Annotated in this window: 27 protein-coding genes; 25 read left to right on the forward strand and 2 right to left on the reverse strand. The window is 64.1% G+C overall.

Annotation, left to right across the window (positions count from 1 at the left end):
- The first annotated feature begins 3 nt into the window (after positions 1-3).
- Positions 4-1,710, forward strand: a complete 1,707-nt coding sequence (locus M2368_RS08625; protein WP_105658187.1) for a ribonuclease J — start codon at positions 4-6, stop codon at positions 1,708-1,710.
- Between the two features lie 90 nt (positions 1,711-1,800).
- Here the strand turns inward: M2368_RS08625 and M2368_RS08630 are convergent, their stop codons facing one another.
- Positions 1,801-2,091 (reverse strand): hypothetical protein, encoded by a 291-nt coding sequence (locus M2368_RS08630; RefSeq protein WP_426735031.1) that lies wholly within the window; start codon positions 2,089-2,091, stop codon positions 1,801-1,803.
- Between the two features lie 221 nt (positions 2,092-2,312).
- Between M2368_RS08630 and M2368_RS08635 the strand changes: the two genes are divergently transcribed.
- The 21 genes from M2368_RS08635 to M2368_RS08735 all read left to right on the forward strand — a co-directional run bounded on the left by M2368_RS08635 (position 2,313) and on the right by M2368_RS08735 (position 22,664).
- The gene (locus M2368_RS08635) at positions 2,313-3,140 is read left to right on the forward strand and encodes an ABC transporter ATP-binding protein (protein ID WP_498724345.1); all 828 of its coding nucleotides are present in this window, start codon (positions 2,313-2,315) and stop codon (positions 3,138-3,140) included.
- On the forward strand, positions 3,137-3,823 hold the full coding sequence (locus M2368_RS08640) for an ABC transporter permease (RefSeq protein WP_332731422.1): 687 nt from the start codon (positions 3,137-3,139) through the stop codon (positions 3,821-3,823). The genes M2368_RS08635 and M2368_RS08640 overlap by 4 nt, the downstream gene beginning before the upstream one ends.
- Positions 3,820-4,551, forward strand: coding sequence for an ABC transporter permease (locus tag M2368_RS08645; RefSeq protein WP_105658183.1), 732 nt, complete (start codon positions 3,820-3,822; stop codon positions 4,549-4,551). Before M2368_RS08640 ends, M2368_RS08645 begins: the two co-directional genes overlap by 4 nt.
- Positions 4,548-5,450, forward strand: coding sequence for an ABC transporter substrate-binding protein (locus M2368_RS08650; RefSeq protein WP_105658182.1), 903 nt, complete (start codon positions 4,548-4,550; stop codon positions 5,448-5,450). Before M2368_RS08645 ends, M2368_RS08650 begins: the two co-directional genes overlap by 4 nt.
- 236 nt (positions 5,451-5,686) lie before the next feature.
- Entirely contained in the window at positions 5,687-6,706 is a 1,020-nt protein-coding gene (locus tag M2368_RS08655; protein ID WP_332731419.1) for an ABC transporter substrate-binding protein, read from the forward strand.
- Positions 6,706-7,620 (forward strand): histidine racemase CntK family protein, encoded by a 915-nt coding sequence (locus M2368_RS08660; protein ID WP_498724346.1) that lies wholly within the window; start codon positions 6,706-6,708, stop codon positions 7,618-7,620. The genes M2368_RS08655 and M2368_RS08660 overlap by 1 nt, the downstream gene beginning before the upstream one ends.
- Positions 7,613-8,443 carry a class I SAM-dependent methyltransferase gene (locus M2368_RS08665; protein WP_133832966.1) on the forward strand — a complete coding sequence of 277 codons (831 nt, stop codon included), beginning with the start codon at positions 7,613-7,615 and terminating at the stop codon, positions 8,441-8,443. Before M2368_RS08660 ends, M2368_RS08665 begins: the two co-directional genes overlap by 8 nt.
- A gap of 3 nt (positions 8,444-8,446) precedes the next feature.
- Entirely contained in the window at positions 8,447-9,742 is a 1,296-nt protein-coding gene (locus tag M2368_RS08670) for an opine metallophore biosynthesis dehydrogenase (protein ID WP_133832965.1), read from the forward strand.
- Positions 9,739-10,992, forward strand: coding sequence for an MFS transporter (locus tag M2368_RS08675; protein WP_133832964.1), 1,254 nt, complete (start codon positions 9,739-9,741; stop codon positions 10,990-10,992). Before M2368_RS08670 ends, M2368_RS08675 begins: the two co-directional genes overlap by 4 nt.
- A complete protein-coding gene (locus M2368_RS08680; protein ID WP_498724347.1) occupies positions 10,989-12,095 on the forward strand; it encodes a FecCD family ABC transporter permease in 1,107 nt (368 codons plus the stop codon). Before M2368_RS08675 ends, M2368_RS08680 begins: the two co-directional genes overlap by 4 nt.
- Before the next feature lie 30 nt (positions 12,096-12,125).
- Positions 12,126-12,923 carry an ABC transporter ATP-binding protein gene (locus tag M2368_RS08685; RefSeq protein ID WP_402735586.1) on the forward strand — a complete coding sequence of 266 codons (798 nt, stop codon included), beginning with the start codon at positions 12,126-12,128 and terminating at the stop codon, positions 12,921-12,923.
- A gap of 78 nt (positions 12,924-13,001) precedes the next feature.
- The gene (mtr, locus tag M2368_RS08690; protein WP_498724348.1) at positions 13,002-14,405 is read left to right on the forward strand and encodes a mycothione reductase; all 1,404 of its coding nucleotides are present in this window, start codon (positions 13,002-13,004) and stop codon (positions 14,403-14,405) included.
- A 94-nt stretch (positions 14,406-14,499) separates the two neighbouring features.
- Positions 14,500-14,961, forward strand: coding sequence for a hypothetical protein (locus M2368_RS08695; RefSeq protein WP_498724349.1), 462 nt, complete (start codon positions 14,500-14,502; stop codon positions 14,959-14,961).
- A 135-nt stretch (positions 14,962-15,096) separates the two neighbouring features.
- Complete coding sequence (locus M2368_RS08700; RefSeq protein ID WP_498724350.1) at positions 15,097-15,348, forward strand: hypothetical protein; 252 nt, start codon at positions 15,097-15,099, stop codon at positions 15,346-15,348.
- Positions 15,349-15,445: 97 nt separating this feature from the next.
- Complete coding sequence (locus M2368_RS08705) at positions 15,446-18,436, forward strand: FtsK/SpoIIIE family DNA translocase (protein WP_332498702.1); 2,991 nt, start codon at positions 15,446-15,448, stop codon at positions 18,434-18,436.
- Positions 18,437-18,441: 5 nt separating this feature from the next.
- Positions 18,442-19,044 carry a CDP-diacylglycerol--glycerol-3-phosphate 3-phosphatidyltransferase gene (gene pgsA, locus M2368_RS08710; protein ID WP_402735590.1) on the forward strand — a complete coding sequence of 201 codons (603 nt, stop codon included), beginning with the start codon at positions 18,442-18,444 and terminating at the stop codon, positions 19,042-19,044.
- Between the two features lie 10 nt (positions 19,045-19,054).
- Positions 19,055-19,537 carry a CinA family protein gene (locus M2368_RS08715; RefSeq protein WP_105661877.1) on the forward strand — a complete coding sequence of 161 codons (483 nt, stop codon included), beginning with the start codon at positions 19,055-19,057 and terminating at the stop codon, positions 19,535-19,537.
- A 196-nt stretch (positions 19,538-19,733) separates the two neighbouring features.
- Complete coding sequence (locus tag M2368_RS08720) at positions 19,734-20,147, forward strand: helix-turn-helix domain-containing protein (protein ID WP_105658240.1); 414 nt, start codon at positions 19,734-19,736, stop codon at positions 20,145-20,147.
- Positions 20,148-20,258: 111 nt separating this feature from the next.
- Entirely contained in the window at positions 20,259-20,483 is a 225-nt protein-coding gene (locus tag M2368_RS08725; RefSeq protein ID WP_105658168.1) for a DUF3046 domain-containing protein, read from the forward strand.
- 241 nt (positions 20,484-20,724) lie between these two features.
- Complete coding sequence (gene recA, locus M2368_RS08730; protein ID WP_105658167.1) at positions 20,725-21,777, forward strand: recombinase RecA; 1,053 nt, start codon at positions 20,725-20,727, stop codon at positions 21,775-21,777.
- Positions 21,778-21,875: 98 nt separating this feature from the next.
- A complete protein-coding gene (locus tag M2368_RS08735; RefSeq protein ID WP_105658166.1) occupies positions 21,876-22,664 on the forward strand; it encodes a regulatory protein RecX in 789 nt (262 codons plus the stop codon).
- On the opposite strand, the gene M2368_RS08740 is transcribed toward M2368_RS08735, so the two are convergent.
- Entirely contained in the window at positions 22,658-22,981 is a 324-nt protein-coding gene (locus M2368_RS08740) for a hypothetical protein (protein ID WP_498724351.1), read from the reverse strand. The genes M2368_RS08735 and M2368_RS08740 overlap by 7 nt on opposite strands.
- A 159-nt stretch (positions 22,982-23,140) precedes the next feature.
- Between M2368_RS08740 and miaB the strand changes: the two genes are divergently transcribed.
- From miaB to dapF, 3 genes are read left to right on the forward strand one after another with little or no spacing between them, the layout of a single operon-like run.
- Positions 23,141-24,670 (forward strand): tRNA (N6-isopentenyl adenosine(37)-C2)-methylthiotransferase MiaB, encoded by a 1,530-nt coding sequence (miaB, locus tag M2368_RS08745; protein ID WP_498724352.1) that lies wholly within the window; start codon positions 23,141-23,143, stop codon positions 24,668-24,670.
- Positions 24,671-24,674: 4 nt separating this feature from the next.
- Complete coding sequence (gene miaA / locus M2368_RS08750) at positions 24,675-25,577, forward strand: tRNA (adenosine(37)-N6)-dimethylallyltransferase MiaA (RefSeq protein WP_133832954.1); 903 nt, start codon at positions 24,675-24,677, stop codon at positions 25,575-25,577.
- 32 nt (positions 25,578-25,609) lie between these two features.
- Positions 25,610-26,545 (forward strand): diaminopimelate epimerase, encoded by a 936-nt coding sequence (dapF, locus tag M2368_RS08755; protein ID WP_133832953.1) that lies wholly within the window; start codon positions 25,610-25,612, stop codon positions 26,543-26,545.
- The last annotated feature ends 46 nt before the right edge of the window (positions 26,546-26,591 follow it).

Here is a 26,591-nt window from a genome sequence, read left to right on the forward strand (position 1 = left end):
CATATGACTGAGAGTTCAGTAGGCAAGGCTGACGCTGCGCGTATGCAGACTCCGGCGAAGCTGAAGAAGGGAACAATGCGAATTGTTCCCCTCGGCGGCTTGGGCGAGGTCGGCCGAAACATGACCGTTTTCGAACTCAACGGGAAACTGTTGATCATCGACTGCGGCGTGCTCTTCCCCGAGGAGCACCAGCCTGGTGTGGATCTGATCCTGCCAGACTTCTCCTACATCAAGGACCGCTTGGACGACGTGGTGGGCCTCGTGCTGACCCACGGCCACGAGGACCACATCGGTGCTGTTCCGTACCTGTTGCGCCTGCGCGAAGACATCCCTTTGTACGGGTCGAAGCTGACCCTGGCCTTCGTCGAAGCAAAGCTGGCAGAACACCGCATCAAGGCCAACACCAATATCGTGGTGGAGGGCGAGATCGCGCAGGTTGGCAACTTCGAATGCGAGTTCGTAGCTGTGAACCACTCGATCCCGGATGCCTTGGCAGTATTCCTGCGCACCGAAGCCGGTACCGTGCTGCACACCGGCGACTTCAAGATGGACCAGCTGCCACTTGACGGCCGCATCACCGACCTGCGCCACTTCGCGCGCCTGGGCGAGGAAGGCGTGGACTTGTTCCTGCCGGACTCCACCAACGCCGAAGTTCCGGGCTTCACCGTTGCCGAACGCGAAATCGGCCCGGTACTCGAGGCCAAGTTCGCGCGCGCCCGCCGCCGCATCATCGTCGCTTCGTTCTCCTCGCACGTCCACCGCGTGCAGCAGGTTCTGGACGCCGCAGCGGTGCACGGCCGCAAGGTGGCCTTCATCGGCCGCTCGATGGTGCGCAATATGGGCATCGCCGAACGCTTGGGCTACCTCGAAGTGCCACAGGGTGTCCTGGTCGACCTGAAGCAGATCGATTCGCTGCCAGACCACAAGGTCGTGCTGATGTCCACCGGTTCGCAGGGCGAGCCGATGGCTGCACTGTCCCGCATGGCCAACGGCGAGCACAAGGTCCAGATCAACCCGGGCGACACCGTCATCCTGGCCTCCAGCCTGATCCCGGGCAACGAGAACTCGGTCTTCCGCGTGATCAACGGCCTGATGCGCTTGGGCGCCGAGGTCATCCACAAGGGCATGGCCAAGGTCCACGTTTCCGGTCACGCATCGGCTGGCGAATTGCTCTACTGCTACAACATCCTGCGCCCGAAGAACGTGCTTCCGGTGCACGGCGAAACCCGCCACCTGATTGCCAACGGCCGCCTGGCCGCGCAGGCCGGTGTCCCGGAGGACAACGTGCTGCTGGCAGACGACGGCTCGGTCATCGACATGAAGGACGGCGTTGCAAAGCTCGTTGGCCAGGTCGAATGCGGCTACGTCTACGTTGACGGTTCCAAGGTCGGCACCATCACCGATGATGACCTGAAGGACCGCGTCACCCTGGGTGAAGAAGGCTTCATCTCGGTCATCACCGTGATCAACCGCCAGAACGGCACGATCATCTCCGGCCCGGACATCCACGCACGTGGTGTAGCCGAAGAGGACTCGGTCTTCAACGAGATCAAGCCGAAGATCGCAGCTGCGATTATGGAAGCGGTGGGCAACAACCCGAACCACTCCACGCACCAGCTGCAGCAGATCACTCGCCGCGTTATCGGCTCGTGGGTATCGCGCAAGCTGCGTCGCCGCCCAATGATCGTTCCTGTAGTGCTCGAAGCCTAGGCTTCCAAAAATATTGCCTCGAACCAATTAAGGTTCGAGGCAATATTTTTATGGGAAATCAAGCGCAAGGCATGCACCACAGCTCAAGCGTCAGCCAAAGAAGCCCAGGTATGCAGGACTTGGCGAGTCATCGAGCTCGATTGCCGGGGCGGGACTTTGCAGCAGGATTTGCCCTGTTTGCGCGTCTACTACGACGACCGAATCCCACTGGTCCATATCGATCTGCTCCAGCACCTCGCCGGTGCGGGCTTCCATGGACACTGAGCTGTCCCAATCACCGGATGGGGCGACGTCTTGCTGGCCAGCGAGTGCCGGTGATGAGAGTGCCAGGGCGCCAACGATTAAGGTTGCCGTCGCGATGCCAATTGTGCGTATGCGCAAGGTCTTCTCCCAATGCAGTAAAGATGATTTTCACTGACTCTACCGATGTTCCCGAAGGAAACCGGGAACCACCACGCAGCCTGAAACTGGCTATTTCCCGGACATCTGGTGCTGTCACAGCACTTTTAAGGCAGAATTGGGCTCAACGCCAGCTCAAGGAGACGGAATATGCCCGGGCATCACCCAATGGGTTGGATCGAAGCCGCTGTGGAGGAATGTGCATGATTGAGTTCGATAAAGTTTCCAAGCACTATCCGGGTGGCACCGTTGCCGTCAAGGATTTCAGCCTGCAAATTCCGGCCCACCGCACCACTGTCTTCGTCGGTTCCTCAGGCTGCGGCAAGACAACATTGCTGCGGATGATCAACCGCATGGTTGATCCGAGCAGCGGTACGCTCCGTATCGACGGCGAGGACATCGCCAGCAAGCCGGCGGTGGGCCTGCGCCGCAGCATCGGCTACGTGATGCAGAACTCCGGCCTGCTGCCTCATTTCACTGTCGCACAGAACATTGCGACCGTGCCGAGGCTCATGGGTGAAACGAGCAAGGCATCACGAGCGCGTGCCTTGGAACTGATGGGCACGGTTGGGCTGGCCGGCTCCATGGCCGACAGGTATCCGCATCAGCTCTCTGGAGGCCAGCAGCAACGCGTTGGCGTGGCACGCGGGCTGGCCGCCGATCCGAACATCCTGCTCATGGACGAGCCCTTCGGCGCCGTGGACCCTATCGTTCGCGCCGAGCTGCAAGAAGAATTGCTTCGTCTCCAAAGAGAACTCGATAAGACCATTGTTTTTGTCACCCACGATATTGATGAAGCCTTCCTCCTGGGGGACCAGGTGGTAATTCTGGCGGCGGGCGCACAGAAGCTCCAGGTCGGCAGCCCCAGCGAGATCATTGAAAATCCGGCCAATGATTTTGTCGCCTCCTTCATTGGCGCGCAGCGTGGGGCACGGGCGCTGAGCTTGAAGCAGACCGAGCACGGAACCGTCCTGGTTGATGCGCAAGGCCGGACTCAAGGCAAGCTCGTCGAGGATGGGTCAGTCCAGTGAACTGGGTCCTGGAAAATCTCGGACTCATTGGTTCGCTATCGCTGGAGCACCTGCGCCAGTCCCTGATAGCAATCATTCTCGGATTCATCCTGTCGATTCCGCTGGGTTGGGTGGCCTGGCGCTACAAACTGGTGCGCGGACCGGTCGTGAGCATCACCGGATTGCTCTACACGATCCCTTCGCTGGCTCTGCTGATGATCCTGCCCGTACTCACCGGGATGAGCGCGATCAGCGAAGCCAATCTCATTCTCGCCTTGGCGATCTACGCGATAGCGATCATGGTGCGCAGCGTGGTCGATGGGCTGAACTCGGTGGACCCGGCGACCAGGTCGGCCGCAACTGCCATGGGCTACGGATCGGCACGCCGCTTCTTCGCTGTCGACCTTCCCTTGGCCGGTCCCGTAGTTCTGGCTGGATTGCGAGTGACAGCGGTCAGCACCATCTCGCTGGCAACGGTCGGCATCCTGGTCGGGGTAACCAACTTGGGCTACCTGTTCACCAACGGTCTGCAGCGTCGCATCATTGAAGAAGTCCTGGCGGGGATCATCGCGGTGGCAGCGATCGCGTTGCTCGTTGACCTGTTGTTGCTCCTGGCCGGCCGTTGGCTGATGCCTTGGGCTGCAACGAGCACCAGGCAAAAACGAACTGCAGCGCAGCCATCCACGCAGAAGGTGTCCTCATGAATCTGATTTCCGATGCGCTGGCGTGGATCTTCGCTCCCGAGCAGTGGCAGGGCGATGGGGGACTGGCTAGCTTGCTGGGGCAGCACTTGCTGTTCACGGTGGTTGCTGTGCTGATTGCTAGCGCGATTGCCATCCCTGCGGGGTGGGCCATTGGGCATACGGGGCGAGGAAGGGAATTGGCCGTCGGGCTGGCCGGCGTTGCGCGTGCGGTGCCATCCTTCGGACTGCTGATTCTGCTGGTGCTGCTTCTGGGGGTACTGCACAAGCCAGAAGCGGCCATGCTGACCTTCGTCGTGCTGGCGATTCCATCACTGCTGGCCGGAGCCTATACCGGCTTCGAAGCAATTGACCGCAAGACCATCGATGCTGCCCGGGCCATGGGGATGACCGAATGGCAGATCCTCGTCAAAGTCGAGATCCCGCTGGGACTTGCGCTGCTCGTAGGCGGGATCCGCTCCGCAGTGCTACAAGTGGTCGCCACCGTTACTGTTGCCGCCTACGTGAATCTCGGCGGCCTGGGATTGCCCATCATCACCGGTCTGAACCTGCGGCGCTTCGACATGGTCCTGGGAGGCGCCTTGATGGTTGCCGCGCTGGCCTTGGTGCTGGATTTGGCATTTGCCATCGCCCAGAAAGCGGCAGTACCCCGCGGGCTGGGCGTGCCCTCAAAGAAGAAGACTTTCCAAGATACCGATGACTCAATCACCCGCGAAAGGGAAATGTCATGAAAATCAAGCAGATTTTGTCCACGAGTGCTCTCGTGCTGGCCGGAAGCCTCGCACTTGCTGGATGCTCCGGTGCGGATCCGTTGGCCACCGAAAGCGATGCTGCCCAGGAGGGGGGAGAATCGATCGTTGTCGGTTCGCAGGCCTACTATTCCAATGAAATCGTTGCTGAGATCTATGCCCAGGCGCTTGAGGGAGCCGGCATGGAAGTGGAACGGAAATTCAGCATCGGGCAGCGCGATGCCTATATGCCCCAGCTGGAAGACGGCAGCATTGATGTCTTCCCTGAATACACCGGCAACCTGCTGCAGTTCTACAAGGAAGACACCGAAGCACGCTCCGCCGATGAGGTGTACAGCGAGCTGAAGGAATCCTTGCCGGAATCATTGGCCGTGCTCGAAGCCGCGCCAGCATCGGATCAGGACTCCTACACGGTGACCAAGGAATTCGCTGAAGCCAATAAGGTCGCGAGCATCGAGGATCTGGCCGGCATTTCCGAACCCTTGACCGTGGGCGGCCCACCTGAATTGGCCCAACGCCCCTATGGACCCCAGGGCTTGGAGAGCGTCTATGGCGTCAAGGCCGAATTCTCGGCAACTGGCGACACGACCGTTGAAGACCTTGCCGCCGGCACGGTGAATGTCGCCAACGTCTTTACCGCCGATCCGCGGATCCAGACGGAGGACTTGGTAGTTCTTGAGGACCCGAAGTCGCTATTCCTGGCATCGAATGTGGTGCCATTGGTGGCCGCTGATCAATCCGGGAAATTGGCAGAAGTCCTGAACCCGGTCAGCGAAAAACTGACAGCGCAGGTTCTGGTGGACCTCAACGTGCAGAGCACCGTGGACAAGAAGTCTGCCGCCGACATCGCTTCGGCATGGCTGACTTCCGAGGGGCTGTAGCCCGGCAAACCAGCACGAAAATATAGCTTCACAGCAGCCGCACCGCCCACGCAATGACGGGCAGTGCGGCTGCTTTTCCTTGTCCGGAAATGGCGGCGGCTTGGCTGAGGGGAATTCCGTTGCTTGCTCTTTTTGACAATTGATAATGATTCTCATTAGTGTTTAGCTCTGTTGGCAGAGGAGCTCGCCGTAACTCGGCGGCCGAGGCCTGCCCGCCATGATTGGAGCACTGATAGATGAAAAAACTCAATCCCTGGAAGTTGGCCGTGCCGGTTGCCGCCCTGGTCCTGGCCACCGGATGCAGCGCGCCGGCCGGAACTGCCAGCGGTGCACCGCAAGGCACCGATGCGAAGAGCCTTGCCTTGGATAGTTGCGGAAGGCAGGTCGTCTTCGACAAGGCGCCGGACAGCGTTCTTGCAGTCGGGTCGGAAGCCCCGGCCCTGCTGGCCGCCGCTGGAGCGGGAGACAAGCTCACGCACTACGCAGGCAGCTGGCAGGTGCCTTTCGACGAAGAAACCATGGCGGCCGTGCGCAACGCGGAGCGGATTACCGAGGACTCGCATGATGTCTCCTACGAAATGATCCTGGACTCCGGAGCAGACGTGGTGATCGGCACCGATATCGCTGCTGGAATCGATCTCGACTCGTTGGCTGAACGCCTGGAAAGCGCCGGAGTGAAGATGCTGACCGTCAGCGGATATTGCGCCGGATTCGAGGACCGATCCACCGGCGGGCTGAGCGGCTTCGACCAGATCTACAAGGATGTCCAGTCCTACGGCCAGCTCTTCGGCACCGAGCAGGCGGCCGAGGACTCCGTGCAGCAGATGCGAGCACGCGTCGAGCAAGCCGCGCGCAGCGTCAAGCAGGAAAGCCAGCAGCGCGGGATGCCGCTGTACGTGCCCACCGCAGGCACCTTGGGATCCTACGGCCATGAATCGCTGGTTGCCGAGCAGATGGAACTGCTTGGCCTTCAGAACGTCTTCAACGACGTGCCCAAGCGCTACTTCGAGCCCTCCACCGAAGAACTCGTGAACAGCGGCGCCGACAAGGTCTTCGCCATGTACCTGCCGACAGGCTCCTCGAACTTGGAAACCGACCAGCAGGTCATCGAGGCGCTGCGCGACCGCCCCGAATTGGCCGGATTGCCCGCCATCGAGCAGGACAGCGCCATCGTGCCGCTGAACTACTACTATTCCTCGCCCGGTCCGCTGGCAGTGGACGGGGTCGAGCTGATCGCCGACCGGCTGGCCCGTTGATGAGCCAGCCAGCGGCGCTGCGCCGGCAAGCGGCCTCATCGCGCCGCGCGGCCCGCCCGGGGCACGGACGCGGCCCCAGCCGTGGCCTGGTCCGGGGCGCCACCCCCGTGGAATTCGTCAAGCTCAGTCCGGCATCGAATACCACCGTGCTGGTGACCAGCCGGCACCCCGCGGCGCACTACCGCAGCATCGCTGACCGGCTGCTGCGCGCCGAGCATGTGCACGCCGAGCAAGTCGGGTTCATCCTGCCTCCCAGCTCGCCCCGGGCCCAGGCCCGGCTGCACATGGCCGGTGGCGAATTCTGCGCCAATGCCGCGATGTCGCTGGCCGCGCTGCAGGCCGCGCGCCGCGCCCGCAGCGGCCCGCTTGAGCTGCTGATCGAAGCCTCCGGCGCCGCGCAGCTGCTGGGCTGCCGGGTCGAGCCGGCCGGTGCCGCCTACCGCTGCCAGCTGAAGATGCCCTGGCCGCTGCGCATCGACCCGTACCCGTTCCCGGGCGTCGCCGGCGCCGGGCTGGTGCGCTACGCCGATGCGGTGCACCTGGTCGCCGAATGCGACGGCTCGGATCCCCAGCTGCGCGGGCATGCGCAGCAGCTGGCCCTGGACCTGGGCGCCAGCGAAGCGGTGTCCGTCGTGGGCATCATGCTCTACGATCCGGACCGCGGGCAGCTGGCCCCGCTGGTCAGCGTCCCGGCGCTGGGCAGCCTCATCTGGGAGGGCAGCTGCGGCTCGGGAAGCGCCGCGCTGGGCGCCTACCTGGCAACGAAAGCCGGCGCTCCGGTCAATGCCAGCGTGAAACAGCCCGGAGGCACCGTGCAGGTGCACGCCGATGGCAGCCGCGCCAAGGCCACCGCGCTGCGGATCAGCACCGAAGTAAGCATCGTGGCCGAAGGGACTGCATATATCCATGACTGAAACACCACTGGCCCCTCAGGCCGCCGCCGGCCTGGCCGGCGTGCTGCACGGCTACCTCGGACGGTTCGCCGAAGCCGCCCGAGACTATGACGGATCGACGCGGCACGCGGCGGCGCTCGAAGAGCTGCTGGCCGGCTATGCGCAGCTGGTCACCGACCCGGCCAATGAACCGGGCTATGCCCAGATGGCCGCCACCGACCAGGGCACGGCGCTGGTGGCGGCGCTGCGCACCGAATCGGCGCGCTGCGTCGCAGTCATCGAGAAGTACCGGGCGCTGCGCCTGCTCGAAGGCCGCAGCGGAGCCGAGGGCTACTTCGCCAACATCGAATCGTGCATCGCCGGGGAATTCGGCGCCGTCGCCCCGGACTCCAGCTCCAAGGTGCTGCTGGTCGGCTCGGGTTCCTTCCCGATGACCCTGCTGAACCTGGCCTCGCGCACCGGGGCCAGCGCCGTGGGGATCGACATCGATCCCGAAGCGCTGGAGCTGGGCCGCCGGGTCGTGGCGCAGCTGGGGCAGGGCCTGGACATCGGCCTGCAGGGCGATCAAATCCACCAGCTGGACTTCCTGCCGCAGGCCACGCACATCGTCTTCAGCTCCACGGTGGCCGTGAAATACGAGCTGCTGCACCAGCTGCACGCGCGCACCCGGCAGGACGTGGTGGTCGCAATGCGCTTCGGCGACGGGCTGAAGTCGCTGTTCAACTACCCGATGCAACCAGTGGACCCCCGGCGGTGGCAGCTGGACGGAACGATCCGCCAGCCCGGGCAGGTCTTCGACATCGCGCTGTACACCAAGGCGCGCACGAGAACGGAAAGCAATTAGCCCATGGATGAACTGGGAAATATCCTCATTGCCGGAACCGGACCGGTTGCGGTGCAAAGCGCCGTGCTGCTCGGGGCGCTGCCCGGGGAACTGGGCATTGCCGGGCGCGCCTCGCAGCGCTGCGCCGCCTTCTTCGACGCGCTGGAGGCCAACGCCGGCACCGCCCGCGTCCAGGTGCAAAACCCCTCCCATGCCGCACTGGCCGGGCAGGTGCGCATCGAGCACCGCTACCGCGGCTACCAGCAGGTGCGCGGCGGCTGGGACACCCTGGTACTGGCGGCCACCGCCGACGCCTACCTGCCGGTGCTGCGCGAACTGCCGCCGGGGGTGCTCGCATCGCTGGCGCGGATCGTGCTGCTCTCGCCCACGCTGGGCTCGGCGGCACTGGTGCGCGAATTCGCCCGCCGCAGCGGCGCCGACCCGGAAATCATCAGCTTCTCCAGCTATCTGGGGGACACCCGGCAGGTGGAGGGAACCGGCGGAGCGCTGGTGCTGACCGCCGGCGCCAAGGCCCGCATCTACGCCGGCTCCACTGGCGGGGCCACGCCCGCGCTGCAGCGGCTGCGTGCGGTGCATGCCGCGGCCGGCACCGAAGTGCAGCTGGCGGGATCGCCGGTTGAAGCCGAGGCGCGGAACATGTCGCTGTACGTGCATCCGGCCCTGTTCTTCAACGAGCTGGCGCTGCGCGCGGTCTTCGCTCCCGCCCCGCCCGTCCAGTACGTCTACAAGCTCTATCCCGAAGGCCCGGTCACCCCGGCGCTGATCCACTCCATGGCCGAGGCCTGGCGGGAACTGTCGGCCATCACCGCCGCACTGGGCGGCCAGCCGGTCAACCTGCTGGCCTTCATGCTCGATGACGGGTATCCGGTGCACCCCCAGAGCATCGACCCGGGGAAAGCGGCCAGCTTCGAGCAGCTGCCGGCCATCGAGCAGGAGTACCTGCTCTACGTGCGCTACGCCTCGCTGCTCATCGACCCCTTCTCGCAACCCGACGCGCAGGGCCGCTACTTCGACTTCTCGGCCATCGCCTTCCGCCCGGTCTTCCGCAATGACCAGGGCCAGTGGGATGTGCCGCGGATGCCCAAGGAAGACTACTACCGCACCAGGATCATCGCCGGCCTGGCCCGGGAACTGGCCGTGGCCTGCCCGATGATCGACGCGCTGCTCGCCGTCTACGAAGACGCCCTGATGCAAGCGGCCTCGGCCCGGGAGGGCCAGGGCTGCTCGCCGGCCTTCGCGGTGCAGGATTTCGCCGAGGACCTGGCCATGATCAGCGCCGGAATCGGGAGTGCGGCATGAGCCAGCCAGAAGTCGAAACAGCGCAGCAGCTGCCCAGCGAACGGCGCATCATCGCCGAGATCTGGCCGGCGCTGCTGGCCTCGGCGCTGGGCCTGCTGCCCTTCACGGTGCTGAGCACCTTCCTGGTGCCCATCGCCGACTGGGCCGGGGCCGGCTATGCCGAAACCGGCACCCTGCGCGGGCTGGCCGGCGTCGGCGCGGTGCTCGCCGGGGTTGCGCTGGCCCCGCTGATCGGGCGCATCGCCCCGGGCACCGTGGCCGCCGCGGCGCTGGGGCTGATGGGCGCCGCCGCCATCGCGGGGACCTTCTCGGGCCTGGCGGCACTGGCAGTTTTCTGCCTGGCCACCGGGGTGTCCAACGCGCTGCTCTACCCGGCGCTGTCCACCGCGGCCGCGGACCGCTTCGGCACCACCCCGGCCGCGGGCCGGGCAGCCACCTTGGTGATGACGGCCCAGACCCTGGCCTCCACGATCGGCGCGCCGCTGCTGGTGCTGCCGGCGATGTTCTGGGGCTGGCAGGGAAACCTGGTCGCCATCGCCGCCATCAGCATCGCCCTGATCCCGGCGGTGCTGCGCTACGGCCGCCGCGGCGCCGGGCACTGCGCGGCAGACCCGGCTCCGGCTCCAGCCCGGCTGGGCTACCTGGCTGCCTTCCGCACCCTGGCCGGCGTGCCCGGAGCCCGGGCGCTGCTGCTGGTCTCCTTCGGCCGCGCCGGCGCCTTCATGGGGCACCTGGCCTTCCTGGCCCCGCTGTACGCGGAGAAGTTCGCGCTGACCGCCAGCTGGTTCGCGTTCATCTGGTCGGTCAGCGGCGGGGCCTTCTTCCTGGGGCACCTGCTGGCCGGGCGGATGCTCAACGCCGGGGATTCGCAGCGGCGCACCCGTGCGGTGATGGTTTTCAGCCTGGGCATTTCGCTGGTGGCGCTGTTCGGCGTCTACCTCTCACCGGTGCTGCCGCTGGCGGTGGCCGGCACGGCGGTGCTTTCGGCCAGCCACGCGGTGGTCTCGGCCGCCGTGATGAGCCTGCTGGTGAGCCGTTGCACGCAGGTGCGCGGCACCGCGCTGAGCCTGAACGCGGCCGGCATGTCCCTGGGCCTGTTCCTGGGCACAGCAGCCTCCGGAGCGGCGCTGGGCGCCGCCGGCTACCTGACCGCCGCTGCCGTGCTTGGCGCATTGACCCTGATTGCGCTGGCTGCGGCACTGAGCCTGCGCACCGATTCCATTGGCGAAACCCCCGAAAGGCAACCATGACCCCGTTGGAACCTGCATTGCGAGAACCCCGGGAACCGCTGGCCTGCGCCGGCGATGACCTGGACCATGACCGGCGGGCCCGGCACACGTGGCTGTGGATCGCCGGGCTGCTGGCCGTACTCGTGGCCACCTTGCCGGTGGCCGTAGGGCTCGGCCCGGTGTCCATCGAGCCGGGCACCGTGCTGCAGATCCTCAAGGCGCACCTTTCCGGGATGCCCGCACCTGGTGCATTCAGCGCCTCGGACCAGTCCATCGTCCTGTTGCTGCGCGTGCCGCGGGTGCTGCTGGGTGCCGCCGTCGGGGCCGGGCTGGCCCTGGCCGGGGTGGCGCTGCAGGCGCTGACCCGCAACATCCTGGCCGAGCCCTACCTGCTGGGCGTGACCTCCGGGGCCTCCACGCTCTCGGCGGCCGCGATCCTCTTCGGCGCCACGGCCGGCATCGGCACGGCCTCGCTGGCCACCAGCGCCTTTGCCGGCGCGCTGGCCGCCGGGATCTTCGTCTACCTGCTGGCGCGGGTCGGTTCGGAGATGACGTCCACCCGGCTGGTGCTGGCCGGGGTGTCCGTGGGCTATGTGCTGCACGCGCTCACCTCGCTGCTGATCTTCGCTTCGGATGATCCCAATGCGGGCCGTTCGGTGCTTTTCTGGACGCTGGGTTCACTGGCGCAGGCGACCGGGCAATCGGCAATGATCACCTGGATCGTGGTGCTCGGGACCGCCACGCTGCTGGCCTATTGGTCGCGGCCGCTGGACGCGCTGGCCATCGGCGATGGCACCGCGCAAGCGCTGGGAATATCTCCGGCGAAGCTGCGTGCGGCCGTCATGGTGGTGACCGCGGTGTGCGTGGGCGCGCTGGTTGCGTCCTCCGGCGGCATCGGATTCGTCGGGCTGGTGATTCCGCACGTAGCCCGGCTGTGCGTCGGCTCCACGCACCGAACCTTGATTCCGGTAGCCGCCCTGCTCGGCGCGATCTTCCTGGTCTGGGCCGATGTGCTGGCCCGGACGGCGATGGCGCCGCAGGAATTGCCCCTGGGAATCGTCACCGCATTGCTCGGCGCCCCGCTGCTGTTCGCGTTGGTTCGCAAGCTCAATGCGGCCCAATAGGAACCAAGGACCTGGAAGAAGGCAAGAACCATGATTACTGCTACAGATATTTCCGTGGGCTATGGCGGAAAGCTGGTCATTGAATCGGCAGGGCTGCAGGCGGGTCCCGGGGAAGTCGTGGGGCTGATCGGCCCCAACGGCAGCGGCAAATCCACCCTGCTGCGCACGCTCTATGCGGCGCTGCGGCCCACGGCAGGACTGGTGCTCGTGGACGAGCGCCCCGTCACAGAGCTGCGCGGCAACGACCTTGCTCGCAGGATTGCCGTCGTGGCCCAGGAAACGCCCACCGAGCTGCCGGTCAGTGTCGCCGAAATGGTGCTCCTGGGCAGGGCTCCGCACCGCAAGGCGCTGGCCGCCTTTGCCCGCGAGGACCACCAGGCAGTTGCCTCGGCATTGTCCCGGGTCGGCGCCCGGCACTTGGCCGACCGCCGCTACTCGACCCTGTCCGGCGGCGAAAAGCAGCGCGTGCTGGTTGCCCGGACATTGGCCCAGCAGGCCGAGCACTTGCTACTGGATGAACCCACCAACCACCTGGATATCCGCTACCAGCATGAGCTGCTGCGCATGGTCGGGGAACTGGGAACCACCACGGTGGTGGTGCTGCACGATTTGAACCTGGCCGCCCGCTACTGCAGCAAGCTGGTCATGCTGGCCAACGGCGGGGTCATCGCTTCGGGGACGCCCCAGGAGGTGCTGAAACCTGAACTTCTGCTGCAGGTCTACGGGATCCATGCGCAGCCGGTGCTCGTGAACGGCATCGTGCAACTGGTCTTCAGCCTGGCAGATGAGCCAGCACTGCAACATAGTGGCAGTTCAGTGCCCGGATGATAGCCTGCCCGGTAGGCAAGCAATGGCCAAGCGCCTGCCTGCCGGGCCCCAGCATTGACCGTGAAAGGTATCCCTGCCATGACGTCTTCCGCCGCATTCGAGGCTGACAAGCACTACGATCTGATCATCCTCGGCACCGGTTCGGGCAACTCCATCCCCGGTCCAGAATTCGATGGAAAATCCATTGCCATCATCGAGAAGGGCGCTTTCGGCGGTACCTGCCTGAACGTCGGCTGCATCCCGACCAAGATGTATGTCTACGCCGCAGACGTGGCCCTGGAAACCAGGCAAGCGGCACGGCTGGGAATCGAGGCGCAGGTCAATTCCGTGGACTGGCCAGGCATCGTCAGCCGGGTCTTCGGCAAGCGCATCGATCCCATTGCCCAGGGCGGCGAGGACTACCGCCGTGGCGGGCAGACGCCGAATATCGACGTCTACGACCAGCACGCGCGTTTTGTCGGCGAGCGCACGCTGCGTACCGGGCAGGGAGCAGAAACCAAGACCATCAGCGCGGACCAGATTGTCCTGGCCGCCGGTTCACGCCCCTTCATTCCGCAGGAAATCATCGATTCGGGCGTGGCCTTCCACACCAACGAAGACATCATGCGCTTGGCCCGCCAGCCCAAGTCCATCGTGATCATCGGCGGCGGCTACATTGCCATGGAGTTCGCCCACGTTTTCGAAGCACTGGGCACCAAGGTCACCATCCTGGCCCGCTCCGAACTCATGCGCCAGCTGGATGCCGATCTGCGCGAGCCATTCAACCAGATGGCCGCAGAACGCTATGACGTTCGCAAGGGCAGGACCGTGATCAGTGCCGTGCAGGAGCCCGACGGGGTAGCACTGACCCTGGATGACGGCTCCACCGCCAGTGCAGAAGTGCTGCTTGTGGCCACGGGGCGCATCCCCAATGGCGACCAGCTGGATCTGGACCGTGCCGGCATCGACTCCGAGGACGGCCGGGTCAGCGTGGATGAGTACGGCCGTTCGACATCTGCCGAGGGCATCTGGGCGCTGGGCGATATTTCCTCGCCCTTCCTGCTCAAGCATGTGGCCAACGCGGAAATGCGCGCGGTACGCCATAACTTGCTGAACCCGCAGAACATGAAGCAGATGCCCCATGAGCACGTGCCGGCGGCGGTCTTCACCCACCCGCAGATCGCCTACGTCGGCATGACCGAGGACGAAGCCCGCGAGGCAGGCCATGACATTACCGCCAAGGTGCAGAAGTACGGGGATGTGGCCTACGGCTGGGCCATGGAAGACAGCACCGGTATCGCCAAGCTCATCGCTGACCGGGAAACCGGCAAGCTGCTGGGCGCGCACTACATGGGACCGCAGGCTTCAACGCTGATCCAGCAGATGATTACGGTGATGGCCTTCGGGCTGGATGTGCGCGAGGTCGCCACGCAGCAGTACTGGATCCACCCGGCCTTGCCGGAGGTCACCGAGAACGCATTGCTCGGCCTGGACTTCTCCTAGCGGCGGCCTGGCCTCCCGGCAGCGAACGGAGGCCAACTGGCAGCTGACCCCGGAGGCAGTAGCAAATATTGCCTAGTCGTCCTAGGCTGTAGCCATGAATGGGAAAACTTCAAGGACCGTGGCCTCGATGACCCGAAGCATGTTCGCGATCGCTGCAGGGGTGGGCATGGCGCTCGGTGCGCTGGCGGTGCTCTGGATGTTCTGGCCGATCCGCGGGGACGGCTATGGCAGCGGTCTGGGTGATCTCGGCCTGCCCTTGGCCTACGGCGCGCTCGCAGGAGTGGTGGTGGGCCTGATCTGCTGCAGCGGTGCGTATGCGGCCATTGAAATCCAGGCCATGGGGAACCAGCCGGCCACGGCAGCCAGGCAATCGGCCGCTGCCGGAATCGGCGCGGTCCTCGCGGCACTGCTTCCGGCGTTGGCCATAGCCGCGCTGGGCTGGGGCGAAATCGATCCGGCCCCGTTCCTAGGCACGGCCCTGGGGTTCCTGGCAGTGTGCTTTGCCTCGGGCTTCGCTATCCTGGCTGGGCTCAACCGCTGCGCGGCCCGCGGCTGAGGCCATCCGGGCTCCGCGGCCAGGCGCTGGCTGGATCTTGGCTGGACGCCGCTGGCAGTGCAGGGCGTGCTGTGGCACCTTGGGAAGCGGGCGCTTGGCCCAAGCGCCCGGCACGAAAGCAGACCAGGAGTGCAAATGAAGTTCAAGAGCCATCTCGCCGCAGGCGCCGTGGCCGGCCTGCTGGCCGGGGCGGTGGGGCTGGCCGGAATCCCGGGGGCCCACGCCAGCGGCACGACCTACACCCAAGAGGTCTCCAGCGCCGCTACCTGCGCCATGATGGAAACCGCCACGGTGGATGCCTTCAAGGCGTCCGGGTACGAAGTCGGCAGCCACGCCTGCCTGGGAGGCAATGGCCGCTACACCTTGGTGATCGAGTACTCGCAATAGTTCCCGGGCGCCACGTGACGATTATCTAGCTGCTGGCGCATCCCGTGCAGACGTGTAAATTCGGGGTGCATCCAGCCGGGGGCGATACCCTTGGAGTATGGCCCCACGTACCCAGTCTCAGGGGACGAAGAAGACCGCGGCGCGCAAACCCAAGGCGCCTGGCTCCTCGTCCTCCAAGAAAACGCCCGAGAACCCGGATGCGGAACTCGCCCTGCCGCTGCGCGCAATACGCAGCGTGTGGATGGGCATTGCCCGGATCTTCGGCGGCGCATTCCGCCGCATCGGCGGAACCGTCAAGCCTGACTACGAGCTGCGCCGCGACGGCACCGGACTGTTCCTCGCGCTGATCTCGATGATCGTCGCGATCATCGAATGGTGGGGCCTGCGCGATGCGGGCTGGTTCGGCACCGGCGTGCACGCGGTCGCCGGCGGCACCCTGGGCTTCATGGCCGTGCTGCTGCCGGTGATCTTGTTCATCGGCGCCTTCCGGCTCTTCCGCTACCCGGAGGCGGTCACCGCGAACAACCGCATCGGCATCGGCCTGCTGATCATGACGCTCTCCGGCTCCTCCATCGCCTCGCTGGCCAACGGCTCGCCAGCGGTCTCCGACGATTTCCAGGCCCTCTGGAATGCCGGCGGCATGGCCGGTTCCATCCTGGGCACCCCGCTGGGCCTGCTGATCTCGGTCCCGGGCGCCATGGCCGTGTTCATCTTCCTGGTGGTCATGTCCATCCTGATCGTCACCGCCACGCCATTTACGCAGATCCCTTCGCGCGTGCGTTCGGGCTACAACCGCCTGCTCGGCCAGGACCCGGACGCACCCCGTGCCGCCCGCCCCACGGCCGCAGTGGAACTTGATCCAGCCGGCGAGGACCATGACCAGTCCTACCTCTACCCGCAGGACGAGGCTCCGGCCCCCGCTGCCAGGAAGAAGAAGCCCGGCTTCTTCGAACGCCGGGCCGCGGCCGCCCGCAAGGTCACCGAGGTCTACGACGTGGACGGCGGCGAGCACGCTGAACGCCCCGGCGATGTCGCCTACGACAAGGCGGTCATCGGCCAGGATGATCCTGCCGAGCAGTCCACCGGCGCGATGCCTGCCGTCAACCGCAACTCCGGCAAGATCTTCGACGCCGACGAGGCCGCCACCCAGGCCATCGCCCGCCCGGACTTCGAGTCCGCCGCCGCCCCGGCCCAGGAAGACACCGCCACGGTGGCCATCCCGAAGCCCTCCGGTCCTCCGCCCGGGGTCAAGCGCCCGACCAAGGCCGAATCCGAGATGGCCGAGATCATGGCCAATATCGGGCTGAAGGCCGAGCCCGAGGCCACCACCTCCGCGATGGACCAGGTCTCCTCGCGCGCCGCCGGGCTCGCCGCATCCCCGCAGGCGCCGATCCCCGCGCGCAGCGAGCAGCTGCAGCTCTCCGGCGATGTCACCTACACCCTGCCCGAGGAGCACTACCTTCCTGCCGGCCCGCCGGCCAAGGAAGCATCCGAGGCCAACCAGGTGGTAGTCGATGCGCTGACCAACACCCTGCAGCAATTCAAGGTCGACGCCAAGGTCACCGGGTTCTCCCGCGGGCCCACGGTGACCCGCTACGAGATCGAGCTGGCCCCGGGCACCAAGGTGGAGAAGGTCACCGCGCTGTCCAAGAACATCTCCTATGCGGTGGCTTCCTCGGATGTGCGCATCCTCTCGCCGATTCCGGGCAAGTCCGCCATCGGCATCGAGATCCCGAACACCGACAAGGAAGTCGTGGCGCTGGGCGATGTGCTGCGCAGCTCCAATGCCCGCAAGACCGAGCACCCGATGGTGATGGGCGTGGGCAAGGACGTGGAAGGCGGCTTCGTCGTGGCCAACCTGGCCAAGATGCCGCACCTGCTGGTGGCAGGCGCCACCGGCGCGGGCAAGTCCTCGTTCGTGAACTCGATGATCACCTCGATCCTGATGCGCTCCACCCCGGACGAGGTGCGCATGGTCATGGTCGACCCCAAGCGCGTGGAGCTGACCGCCTACGAAGGCGTGCCGCACCTGATCACCCCGATCATCACCAACCCGAAGAAGGCCGCCGAGGCACTGGGCTGGGTGGTCCGCGAAATGGACACCCGCTACGACGATCTGGCCAACTTCGGTTTCAAGCACATCGACGACTTCAACAAGGCGGTCAAGGCCGGCAAGGTGCACCCTCCGGAGGGTTCCAAGCGCGTGCTCAAGCCCTACCCGTACCTGCTGGTGATCGTCGATGAGCTCGCCGACTTGATGATGGTCGCCCCGCGCGATGTCGAAGAGTCGATCGTGCGCATCACCCAGCTGGCGCGTGCCGCCGGCATCCACTTGGTGCTGGCCACCCAGCGCCCCTCGGTGGATGTGGTCACCGGCTTGATCAAGGCCAACGTGCCCTCGCGCATGGCCTTCGCGACCTCATCGGTCACCGACTCCCGTGTGGTCCTGGACCAGCCCGGGGCCGAGAAGCTGCTGGGCCAGGGCGACGCCCTGTTCCTGCCGATGGGCACCTCCAAGCCGATGCGCGTGCAGGGCGCCTGGGTGACCGAATCCGAAATCCACCGCGTGGTCGAGCACGTCAAGAGCCAGCTGAAGCCCGAGTACCGGGAAGACGTGATCCCGGCTGCCGAGAAGAAGAAGCAGATCGATGAGGACATCGGAGACGATCTGGATCTGCTGCTGCAGGCTACCGAGCTCGTGGTCACCAGCCAGTTCGGCTCCACCTCGATGCTGCAGCGCAAGCTGCGCGTGGGCTTCGCCAAGGCCGGACGCCTGATGGACCTGATGGAATCGCGGGGCGTGGTCGGCCCTTCCGAGGGCTCCAAGGCCCGCGATGTGCTGATCCAGCCCGATGACCTGCCCATGGTCCTGGCCGCGATGCGCGGCGATGACCCGGCGACCAGCACCCCGTCGGCCACCGAGGCCGCGCTGGTGGCCGAAGCCAACGTGAACCACGCCGAGCCGGTCACCGACTATGCCGAGGACCTGGTTGCCAAGGATCTGGAAGATCGCCCGCAAGCCGTCGACTACTTCGATGGCTCCGACGAACCTGGCGAAGACGCCTGGGACCTGACAGGAAGAAACTGAAACCCATGAGCGAGCAAGCTGGCCGCAGTGCCCAGCCACCGGTACCGACGCTGAATATCGCCAACGTGCTCACTACCATCCGCATCATCATGGTGCCTTTCTTCGTCTGGTCCTTGATGGCCGATAACCACGAGCAAGGCCTGTGGCGCTGGGTCGCGCTGGGACTTTTCGTGGTGGCCATGTACACCGACAAGCTCGACGGGGACCTGGCGCGCAGCCGCGGGCTGGTAACCAACTTCGGCAAGATCGCGGACCCGATCGCCGACAAGCTGCTCACCGGTTCGGCGCTGGTTTGCTTCTCGATCCTGGCCGAGCTGCCTTGGTGGGTCACCATCGTGATCCTGGCGCGCGAATGGGGCATCACCTTGCTGCGCGTGGTGGTCATCCGCTACGGCGTGATTGCCGCGAATATGGGCGGCAAGATCAAGACCGTGTTGCAGGCCATCGTGATCGGCCTGTACCTGCTGCCCTACACCCACACCATTGACTGGCTGGGCACCGTGGCGTGGTACCTGATGCTGCTGACCCTGGCCGTCACCGTGGTCACCGGACTGGAATACCTGGTCAAGGCCGGCCAGCTGGCAGCCGCGGCCAAGAAGCAGAAGTAGGGCCGGCACCATGAAGCCCCAGGCACCCGAGGTGATCGCCAAGGCCATTGAAGGCGATGTGCAGCTGGCTACGGCCGAATCGCTGACCGCTGGCATGATTGCCGCGCGCCTGGCCGAGGTGCCCGGCGCCTCGGCGGTGCTGCGCGGGGGAGTTGTCAGCTATTCCTCGGCGGTGAAGTCATCGCTGCTGGGCGTCGACGAGATGCTGCTTGCCTCCAACGGATCGGTGGATCCCGAGGTTGCCCGGCAGATGGCCGTAGGGGCGCAGCGTGCCTGCGGTGCAGACGCGGCGATTTCTGCAACCGGGGTCGCTGGACCGGACCCGCACGATGGCAAGGCGGTGGGAACCGTGTATATTGGGTGGGCCATGGGCGCTGACTCGGGATCCGAAGTCCACCACTTCGTGGGAGACCGGGCACAGATCCGCGAGCAGAGCACCTTGGCGGCACTTCACCAGTTCGCTGCCATCTTGGATAAAGCTTCTTCACAGTAAGACGCGAAATACTCTTCTTCCCGAGATGTTACGCAAAAATCACGGCATATGTGGCGTAGGTCGCATTTAAGTGATTAGGGTGAATGTACGGGAACAAAATCGTATGACCTGTCGTTGTACGAATTGCAGGGCCGCAAGGATGGCCCCCGTATTTGATTAGATCTTCGAGATGGACCTAGGAGCAGAGGCTAAATTCATGGTCAAGCAACCCGTAACTGTCAATGGTGTCGTCCGTTGGCGCGATATGGGAGAAGCCCATATGGTCCAGCCCGAGAAGGAGGAGCACAAAATGGTAGTACTCCGTCATGAAATCGGCGATGTTCTGCGCGACGTCCGTCAGCGCCAGGGACGTACCCTTCGCGAGGTTTCGCATAGCGCACGTGTTTCCCTTGGCTACCTGTCCGAGGTTGAGCGTGGCCAGAAGGAAGCCTCTTCGGAGCTGCTCTCCTCGATCTGCGTGGCGCTGGAAATCCCGTTGTCCCTGATGCTCCGTGAAGTATCCGAGCGCGTTGCCCTGGCAGAGGGCATTGCTATCCCGGATACCGTCCCTACGGATATGGCCAACGAGTTTGCGGCCAAGAGCGGCAACAAGCCATTGGCCTCGGTCTAGAACCAAATTTTTTAGGGCTACCGCCACTCAGTAATCGAGACTGCCGGCAGCCGTGCAAGGAGCCTGCGCGAAATGCGTGGGCTCCTTGCCTATGCGTGGGAGAATAATTAGGTGAAAATCAGCGATTTCTGGCGCAACATGGAAAACGAGTTCGGCGCGCGGTACTCCCACGTGCTGGCCGATTCCATGGCCCTTACCGAACTTGGCAGCCTTACCGCCGCGCAGGCGCTGGACAAGGGCATCAAGCCCAAGCAGATTTGGGAAGCCCTGTGCAAGGCGCAAGACATTCCGGCCGAACGCTGGCTTGGCGTGGATATCGAGCCGAAGGAATCGTAGCGACTCCGTTCGAAAGTCCCGGCACTGGATCTTCGAACATGCCGTGTTGAATTTCGAACACCTGTTCGGATAGGGTTATCCTAGAAGCAACGCAGGAAACTGCACCAAGAACTTAAGCACTGAGACTGTCCACACTTGAGGGCTATCGGAGTCCAAAGTGTCGGTGGGCAAGCATACTGTCTATTGCAGGACAAAATTCATGAGCAAGTACGTAGCAGGCTTGCAAGAGCAAAGGTGAACCATGGCAGCAAAAAATGATCGGGAAAAGGCGCTAGAGGCTGTCCTGGGCCAAATCGACAAGGCCTACGGCAAGGGCTCGGTCATGCGCCTGGGCGATGAAACCCGTGCACCCATTGAAGTAATTCCTACCGGTTCGGTTGCCTTGGATGTCGCCCTTGGCATTGGCGGCCTGCCACGCGGCCGCGTTGTTGAAATCTACGGCCCTGAGTCCTCGGGTAAAACCACGGTTGCCCTGCATGCAGTCGCCAGCGCGCAGAAGGCCGGCGGCGTTGCGGCTTTCATCGATGCTGAGCACGCGCTTGATCCGGAATACGCCAAGAAGCTGGGCGTCGACACCGACGCACTGCTGGTCTCCCAGCCGGATACCGGCGAGCAGGCTCTGGAAATCATGGATATGCTCGTGGGCTCCGGCGCGCTGGATATCATCGTCATCGACTCCGTGGCAGCGCTGGTTCCACGTGCCGAAATCGAAGGCGAAATGGGTGACAGCCATGTCGGCCTGCAGGCCCGCTTGATGTCCCAGGCTCTGCGCAAGATCACCGGCCGCCTCTCGGCCTCGAAGACTACCGCAATCTTCATCAACCAGCTGCGTGAAAAGATTGGCGTCTTCTTCGGCAGCCCGGAAACCACCACTGGCGGCAAGGCGCTGAAGTTCTACGCTTCGGTCCGCATCGACATCCGCCGCATTGAGACCCTGAAAGAGGGCACCAATGCGGTCGGCAACCGCACCCGCTGCAAGGTCGTCAAGAACAAGATGGCTCCTCCTTTCAAGCAGGCTGAATTCGACATCCTGTACGGCCACGGCATCTCCCGCGAAGGTTCGCTCATCGATATGGGTGTCGAGCATAACCTGGTCAAGAAGTCCGGTGCCTGGTTCACCTACGACGGGGACCAGCTGGGCCAGGGCAAGGAAAACGCCCGCCGCTTCCTGCGCGACAACCCGGATCTGGCCGACGAACTCGAGCGCCAGATCTTGCAGAAGCTCGGCGTTCTGCCACAGGAAGAAGTTGAAGAAGACGAGACCGAACTGCGAGTCGTCGAGGGCGATAAGTAGTGGCCCCAGGCTTCCAGCGACGTAGCGTCCGACCCGGAAAGAATTCCGGGTCGGACGCTACGTCCGTTTCCAAAGAGTTCCAGGGGGATCCCGAGGACATGCCGGACTGGGCAAAACCCAGCCCGGAAGAAGTGGAAGCACAAGCGGCTGAGGAATCAGCTAGGCGGGAACGCGCCGCCCGGCGCGCCGCAACCCCAGCCATGCCAGCGGGCAGCACCTCCCGCACCATTGCCAGCTTCCCGGAGGAATCCAGGAAACCGGGCAGTGTTGAAGAGCTGCGTGCGGCGATGGAACAGATTGTTGCCGCGCCCGCACCGGCCAAACCCTCGAAGCAGGAACGCCGCGAAGCACGCGAAGCGAGAAAAGCGGCGCGCGAAGCCGGGGAGCCCGAAGAGCTCAGCGATGACCAGTGGCGGGAAAAGGCGCGTGGCATTTTGCTGCGCCAGCTCACAGCCAGCGACAAGACCGCGAAACAGCTCAAGGACAAGCTTCTTGACAACCAATGCCCTGAGGATATCGCTGATGAAGTCATCGACCGGTATGCCGAGATCAATCTCGTTGATGATGAACGCTTTGCGAAGTCGTGGGTAGTTGCCCGCGCGCGCTCGCGCGGTTTGGCCCGTGGGGCGATCAAGCGCGAGCTGCGCACCAAGGGCGTAGACGATGAACTGGCCGCTGAAGCGCTTGAGCAGATTGATGATGAGGCCGAGGAGCAGCGGGCCCGTGAACTGGTTCGCGCGAAACTGCGCCCGGAATCCATGGGCGCAGATCGGGATAGGGCATTACGCCGACTAGTAGGGATGCTGGGGCGTAAAGGCTACAACGGCGGCTTGGCCTTCAAGGTCGCGCGCGAAGAATGGGAAGAGCGCTTCGGTAGCCGCTACTGATTGCGCTTCGGATCCTGGGCAGGTGCTTTGCTGCGGCGTCCAAGCCAATCGTCAATGCCCTGGTATGCCCACAGGATCAAGGCGGCGATCCCGGCAAGCACCGAGCCAACACCGATATTGAACAGCAGGTCATCGGTCTCGTGGTCCATCGGCGGGAGGAGGCCGATGGCGATCGGGATGGCGAAAAGGAAAAGTGCGGATATTCCGGCCATCCAGATATGGAAGACCTTCATGCCGCGTGACAAGCGCAATGGGCGGGATTTCTCGGGTTCCGGTTGTGGGCGGGGTGAATCGTTTTCCACGGAAATCTCTCTCATAGGCCGAATTGGCTAGTTGATAGTCTAATTCAATCCTAACCCTTCCGAGGGAAGCGGTGAATCCGGCGATTAGCGGGCACGCGCTGCGAACAGCACGCCGGAGCGCGTCCCAAGGTCACCTGTATTTCAGCAGTACCCAATCTTCGGTAATCTTGAAGAGTGACTGAGCAACATACCTTGAGCAACATCGGCAGTGGAGAACTACCCCGTACCTATGAAGTACGTACCTTCGGCTGCCAAATGAACGTGCACGATTCCGAGCGGCTCTCCGGTCTCCTGGAAGATGCGGGCCTAAGCCGCAAATCCGAAGAGCTGGCCGAAGAAGCAGCCGACGTCGTCGTCTTCAATACCTGCGCAGTGCGTGAAAACGCAGACAACAAGCTCTACGGGCATCTGGGCCTGCTGAAGAACCTGAAGGCCGAACGCCCCAATATGCAAATTGCCGTCGGCGGGTGCCTTGCCCAGAAGGACCGGGACACCATCGTCAAGAAAGCCCCATGGGTAGACGTGGTGTTCGGCACGCACAATATCGGTTCGTTGCCTACGCTGCTGGCCCGCTCGCGCCACAACCAGGAGGCGCAACTGGAGATCCTGGAATCACTGGATGTCTTCCCATCCACCTTGCCGACTCGGCGCGAATCCGTGTACGCAGGCTGGGTCTCCATTTCCGTGGGTTGCAACAATACCTGCACCTTCTGCATCGTCCCATCCTTGCGCGGCAAGGAGCGCGATCGCCGCCCGGGCGAGATCCTCGCCGAAATCCAGGCCCTGGTCGATGATGGGGCCATCGAAGTGACCCTGCTGGGCCAGAACGTGAATTCCTACGGCGTGGAATTCGGAGACCGCTTGGCCTTCGGCAAGTTGCTGCGCGCTTGCGGCGAAATAGAAGGACTCGAACGCGTGCGCTTCACCAGCCCGCACCCAGCGGCCTTCACCGATGACGTCATCGATGCCATGGCCGAGACCCCGAACGTGATGCCGCAGCTGCATATGCCGCTGCAGTCCGGCTCGGACAGGGTGCTCAAGGAAATGCGCCGCTCCTACCGGTCCAAGAAATTCCTGGGCATCCTGGAAAAGGTTCGCGAACGCATCCCGCATGCGGCAATCACCACCGACATCATCGTTGGCTTCCCGGGCGAAACCGAAGAGGACTTCCAAGCCACCCTCGACGTGGTTGAAGCGTCGCGATTCTCCTCGGCATTCACCTTCCAGTATTCCAAGCGGCCGGGAACACCGGCAGCCGAACTTAAAGACCAGCTGCCCAAGGCCGTGGTCCAGGAACGCTACGAGCGACTGACCGCGCTCCAGGACCGCATTGCCAAGGAAGAGAATGCGAAGCAGCTGGGCCGTACCGTAGAAGTGATGGCCACCGAGCAGTCCGGACGCAAGTCCGGGGAAACCCGGCGCCTGTCCGGACGCTCGCAGGACCAGCGCCTGGTGCACTTCTCTGTGCCTGACGGAGCCCAAGCCCCGCGCCCAGGCGATCTGGTCACCCTGCCTATTACCGAAGTGGCATCATTCCACCTGATTTCCGATCCCACCGCTGACCAGTACTCCCTGCTCCGTTCGCGTGCCGGGGATGCCTGGGACCGTGCCCAAGCCGAAAGCTGCGGGGTACCTTCCCCAGCTGCGAACGGTTCCATCGGCCGCACGAGCTTGGGCATGCCAACCTTGAAAGTGCGTAGCTAAGTACATGACCAATTCGAACCTGCCGGTCATCGCCATCGTCGGCCCCACCGGCACCGGCAAGTCAGATTTGGCTATTGCCCTGGCCCGGGAACTGGGCGGGGAAATCGTCAATTCAGATGCCCTGCAGTTCTACCGCGGCATGGATATCGGCACCGCGAAGCTGCCGGTGGATGAACGTGGCGGCATCGAGCATCATTTGCTCGACACCATGGCCATCACCGAGGAAGCGTCCGTCGCGGCCTTCCAAGCCCAAGCCCGCGACCACTTCGCCCGAATCCAGGCCCGCGGCAAGATTCCGGTGATGGTCGGCGGCTCTGGACTGTATGTACGCGCAGCACTTGACGTCATCGATTTCCCGCCGACGGATCCCGGGGTCAGGAAACGGCTGGAGGCTGAGGTCGAGGCCGAAGGCGACGGACCCCTGCGCCGCCGATTGGCCGAGGTGGACCCGGTGTCAGCTGGGCGCAACCTGGATTTGCGCCGCGCGATCCGGGCCCTTGAAGTCTACGAGATTTCCGGGCGGGCCTTCAGCTCCTTCATGCCGCAACGCGAGTATGCCGCACCGGCAATCCAGATCGGTTTGAACTATGACCGGCATGCATTGCACGAAGCCCTGGAGGCCCGCGTGCACAAGATGGATGCCATGGGATTAGCCGAAGAAGTCGCAGGACTTCTTGAACAAGGATTACGCGAAGGCAAGACCGCTTCGCGTGCCATCGGGTACCAGCAGTACATTGACTACTTGGATGCGCTGATCACCCGAGCCGAAGCCATCGACCAGACGATCATCGCCACGCGCAAGTTCGCGCGACGGCAGATCACCTGGTTCAATGCAGACCAGCGGGTCAACTGGCTGAACCCGATCGAACCGGGACTGCTGGAAAAAACGCTGAAGATCATTGGCTAGCCAACATACGCAGGAAAACTCTAGGAGCATTGATGTACCGCACCGAACTAGGACAGCTGGCTGGACAACATTTTGCCAAGGGCCACGCTACCGGCAACGACTTCGTACTGGTTGCAGACCCTGAAGCAAAGCTCGACATCACCCCCGAACAGGTAGCGGCCCTGTGCCATCGCCGCTTCGGCATTGGCGGCGACGGGCTCATCCGTGCCGTGCCAACCTCCAAGGTTCCGGGATACGAAGAGCAGTTCCTGGAGAACCCCAAGGCCTACTGGTTCATGGATTACCGGAACAACGACGGTTCCATCGCCGAAATGTGCGGCAATGGCGTGCGTGCCTTCGCGCACTACCTGATTGCCGAGGGGCTGGTGAGCCTCCAGGTGGGGCAAAGCTTCCAAATCGGCAGCCGTGCAGGGGTCAAGGAAATTACCCGCCTGGTCGATGGCTACGCAGTGAACCTGGGTCCTTGGGGCCTGATCTTCGAGCAGGACGCGGCCGAAAAATCCGTGGACTCCATGGTCAAGCCGCGTGGCTGGGAACAGGCCCTGCCGGCCTTGAGCATCACCATGGGCAATCCGCACACCGTTGTGGCGTTGCCCGATGCCCGAATGCTCGAAGAATTGGACCTGTTCCAGGCACCAGAGGTATCTCCCGTTCCTGCCCACGGCACCAACGTGGAATTCGTGGTTCCATCCGAACCGCTGATTGAAGAAGACGGAGTTGCCCAGGTCCAGATGCGCGTCCATGAACGCGGGGTAGGCGAGACCCTCTCTTGCGGTACCGGTGCCTGCGCGGCTGCAGCTGCCGTACGCTACTGGGCGCGCAGCACCGCGCTGATCAACCAGTGGGCTGTTGCGGTGCCAGGCGGCGTGGTCGGCGTTGAATTCCGCGGCAATGCAAGCGGCGGAGAAGATACGATCCTCAGCGGCCCCGCGGATCTGGTGGCGCGCGGGATCCTCGGTGCGCAGTAGAACTGATCCGGTTCTTCGCAGAACCGCAGATTGGCTCGGCTAGCGG

Source organism: Arthrobacter sp. JUb119 (assembly GCF_024807995.1).
GTDB lineage: Bacteria > Actinomycetota > Actinomycetes > Actinomycetales > Micrococcaceae > Glutamicibacter.

What these genes read in the sequence shown, in the direction of transcription:
- M2368_RS08625 (WP_105658187.1), top strand. Translation starts at nt 4, where the DNA reads ATGACTGAGAGTTCAGTAGGCAAGGCTGACGCTGCGCGTATGCAGACT.
- M2368_RS08675 (WP_133832964.1), top strand. Translation starts at nt 9,739, where the DNA reads ATGAGCCAGCCAGAAGTCGAAACAGCGCAGCAGCTGCCCAGCGAACGG.
- M2368_RS08650 (WP_105658182.1), top strand. Translation starts at nt 4,548, where the DNA reads ATGAAAATCAAGCAGATTTTGTCCACGAGTGCTCTCGTGCTGGCCGGA.
- M2368_RS08740 (WP_498724351.1), bottom strand. Translation starts at nt 22,981, where the DNA reads ATGAGAGAGATTTCCGTGGAAAACGATTCACCCCGCCCACAACCGGAA.
- recA (WP_105658167.1), top strand. Translation starts at nt 20,725, where the DNA reads ATGGCAGCAAAAAATGATCGGGAAAAGGCGCTAGAGGCTGTCCTGGGC.
- miaA (WP_133832954.1), top strand. Translation starts at nt 24,675, where the DNA reads ATGACCAATTCGAACCTGCCGGTCATCGCCATCGTCGGCCCCACCGGC.
- mtr (WP_498724348.1), top strand. Translation starts at nt 13,002, where the DNA reads ATGACGTCTTCCGCCGCATTCGAGGCTGACAAGCACTACGATCTGATC.
- dapF (WP_133832953.1), top strand. Translation starts at nt 25,610, where the DNA reads ATGTACCGCACCGAACTAGGACAGCTGGCTGGACAACATTTTGCCAAG.
- M2368_RS08700 (WP_498724350.1), top strand. Translation starts at nt 15,097, where the DNA reads ATGAAGTTCAAGAGCCATCTCGCCGCAGGCGCCGTGGCCGGCCTGCTG.
- M2368_RS08695 (WP_498724349.1), top strand. Translation starts at nt 14,500, where the DNA reads ATGAATGGGAAAACTTCAAGGACCGTGGCCTCGATGACCCGAAGCATG.
- M2368_RS08665 (WP_133832966.1), top strand. Translation starts at nt 7,613, where the DNA reads ATGACTGAAACACCACTGGCCCCTCAGGCCGCCGCCGGCCTGGCCGGC.
- M2368_RS08685 (WP_402735586.1), top strand. Translation starts at nt 12,126, where the DNA reads ATGATTACTGCTACAGATATTTCCGTGGGCTATGGCGGAAAGCTGGTC.
- M2368_RS08635 (WP_498724345.1), top strand. Translation starts at nt 2,313, where the DNA reads ATGATTGAGTTCGATAAAGTTTCCAAGCACTATCCGGGTGGCACCGTT.
- M2368_RS08680 (WP_498724347.1), top strand. Translation starts at nt 10,989, where the DNA reads ATGACCCCGTTGGAACCTGCATTGCGAGAACCCCGGGAACCGCTGGCC.
- pgsA (WP_402735590.1), top strand. Translation starts at nt 18,442, where the DNA reads ATGAGCGAGCAAGCTGGCCGCAGTGCCCAGCCACCGGTACCGACGCTG.
- M2368_RS08655 (WP_332731419.1), top strand. Translation starts at nt 5,687, where the DNA reads ATGAAAAAACTCAATCCCTGGAAGTTGGCCGTGCCGGTTGCCGCCCTG.
- M2368_RS08645 (WP_105658183.1), top strand. Translation starts at nt 3,820, where the DNA reads ATGAATCTGATTTCCGATGCGCTGGCGTGGATCTTCGCTCCCGAGCAG.
- M2368_RS08720 (WP_105658240.1), top strand. Translation starts at nt 19,734, where the DNA reads ATGGTCAAGCAACCCGTAACTGTCAATGGTGTCGTCCGTTGGCGCGAT.
- M2368_RS08735 (WP_105658166.1), top strand. Translation starts at nt 21,876, where the DNA reads ATGCCGGACTGGGCAAAACCCAGCCCGGAAGAAGTGGAAGCACAAGCG.
- M2368_RS08705 (WP_332498702.1), top strand. Translation starts at nt 15,446, where the DNA reads ATGGCCCCACGTACCCAGTCTCAGGGGACGAAGAAGACCGCGGCGCGC.
- M2368_RS08670 (WP_133832965.1), top strand. Translation starts at nt 8,447, where the DNA reads ATGGATGAACTGGGAAATATCCTCATTGCCGGAACCGGACCGGTTGCG.
- M2368_RS08715 (WP_105661877.1), top strand. Translation starts at nt 19,055, where the DNA reads ATGAAGCCCCAGGCACCCGAGGTGATCGCCAAGGCCATTGAAGGCGAT.
- M2368_RS08660 (WP_498724346.1), top strand. Translation starts at nt 6,706, where the DNA reads ATGAGCCAGCCAGCGGCGCTGCGCCGGCAAGCGGCCTCATCGCGCCGC.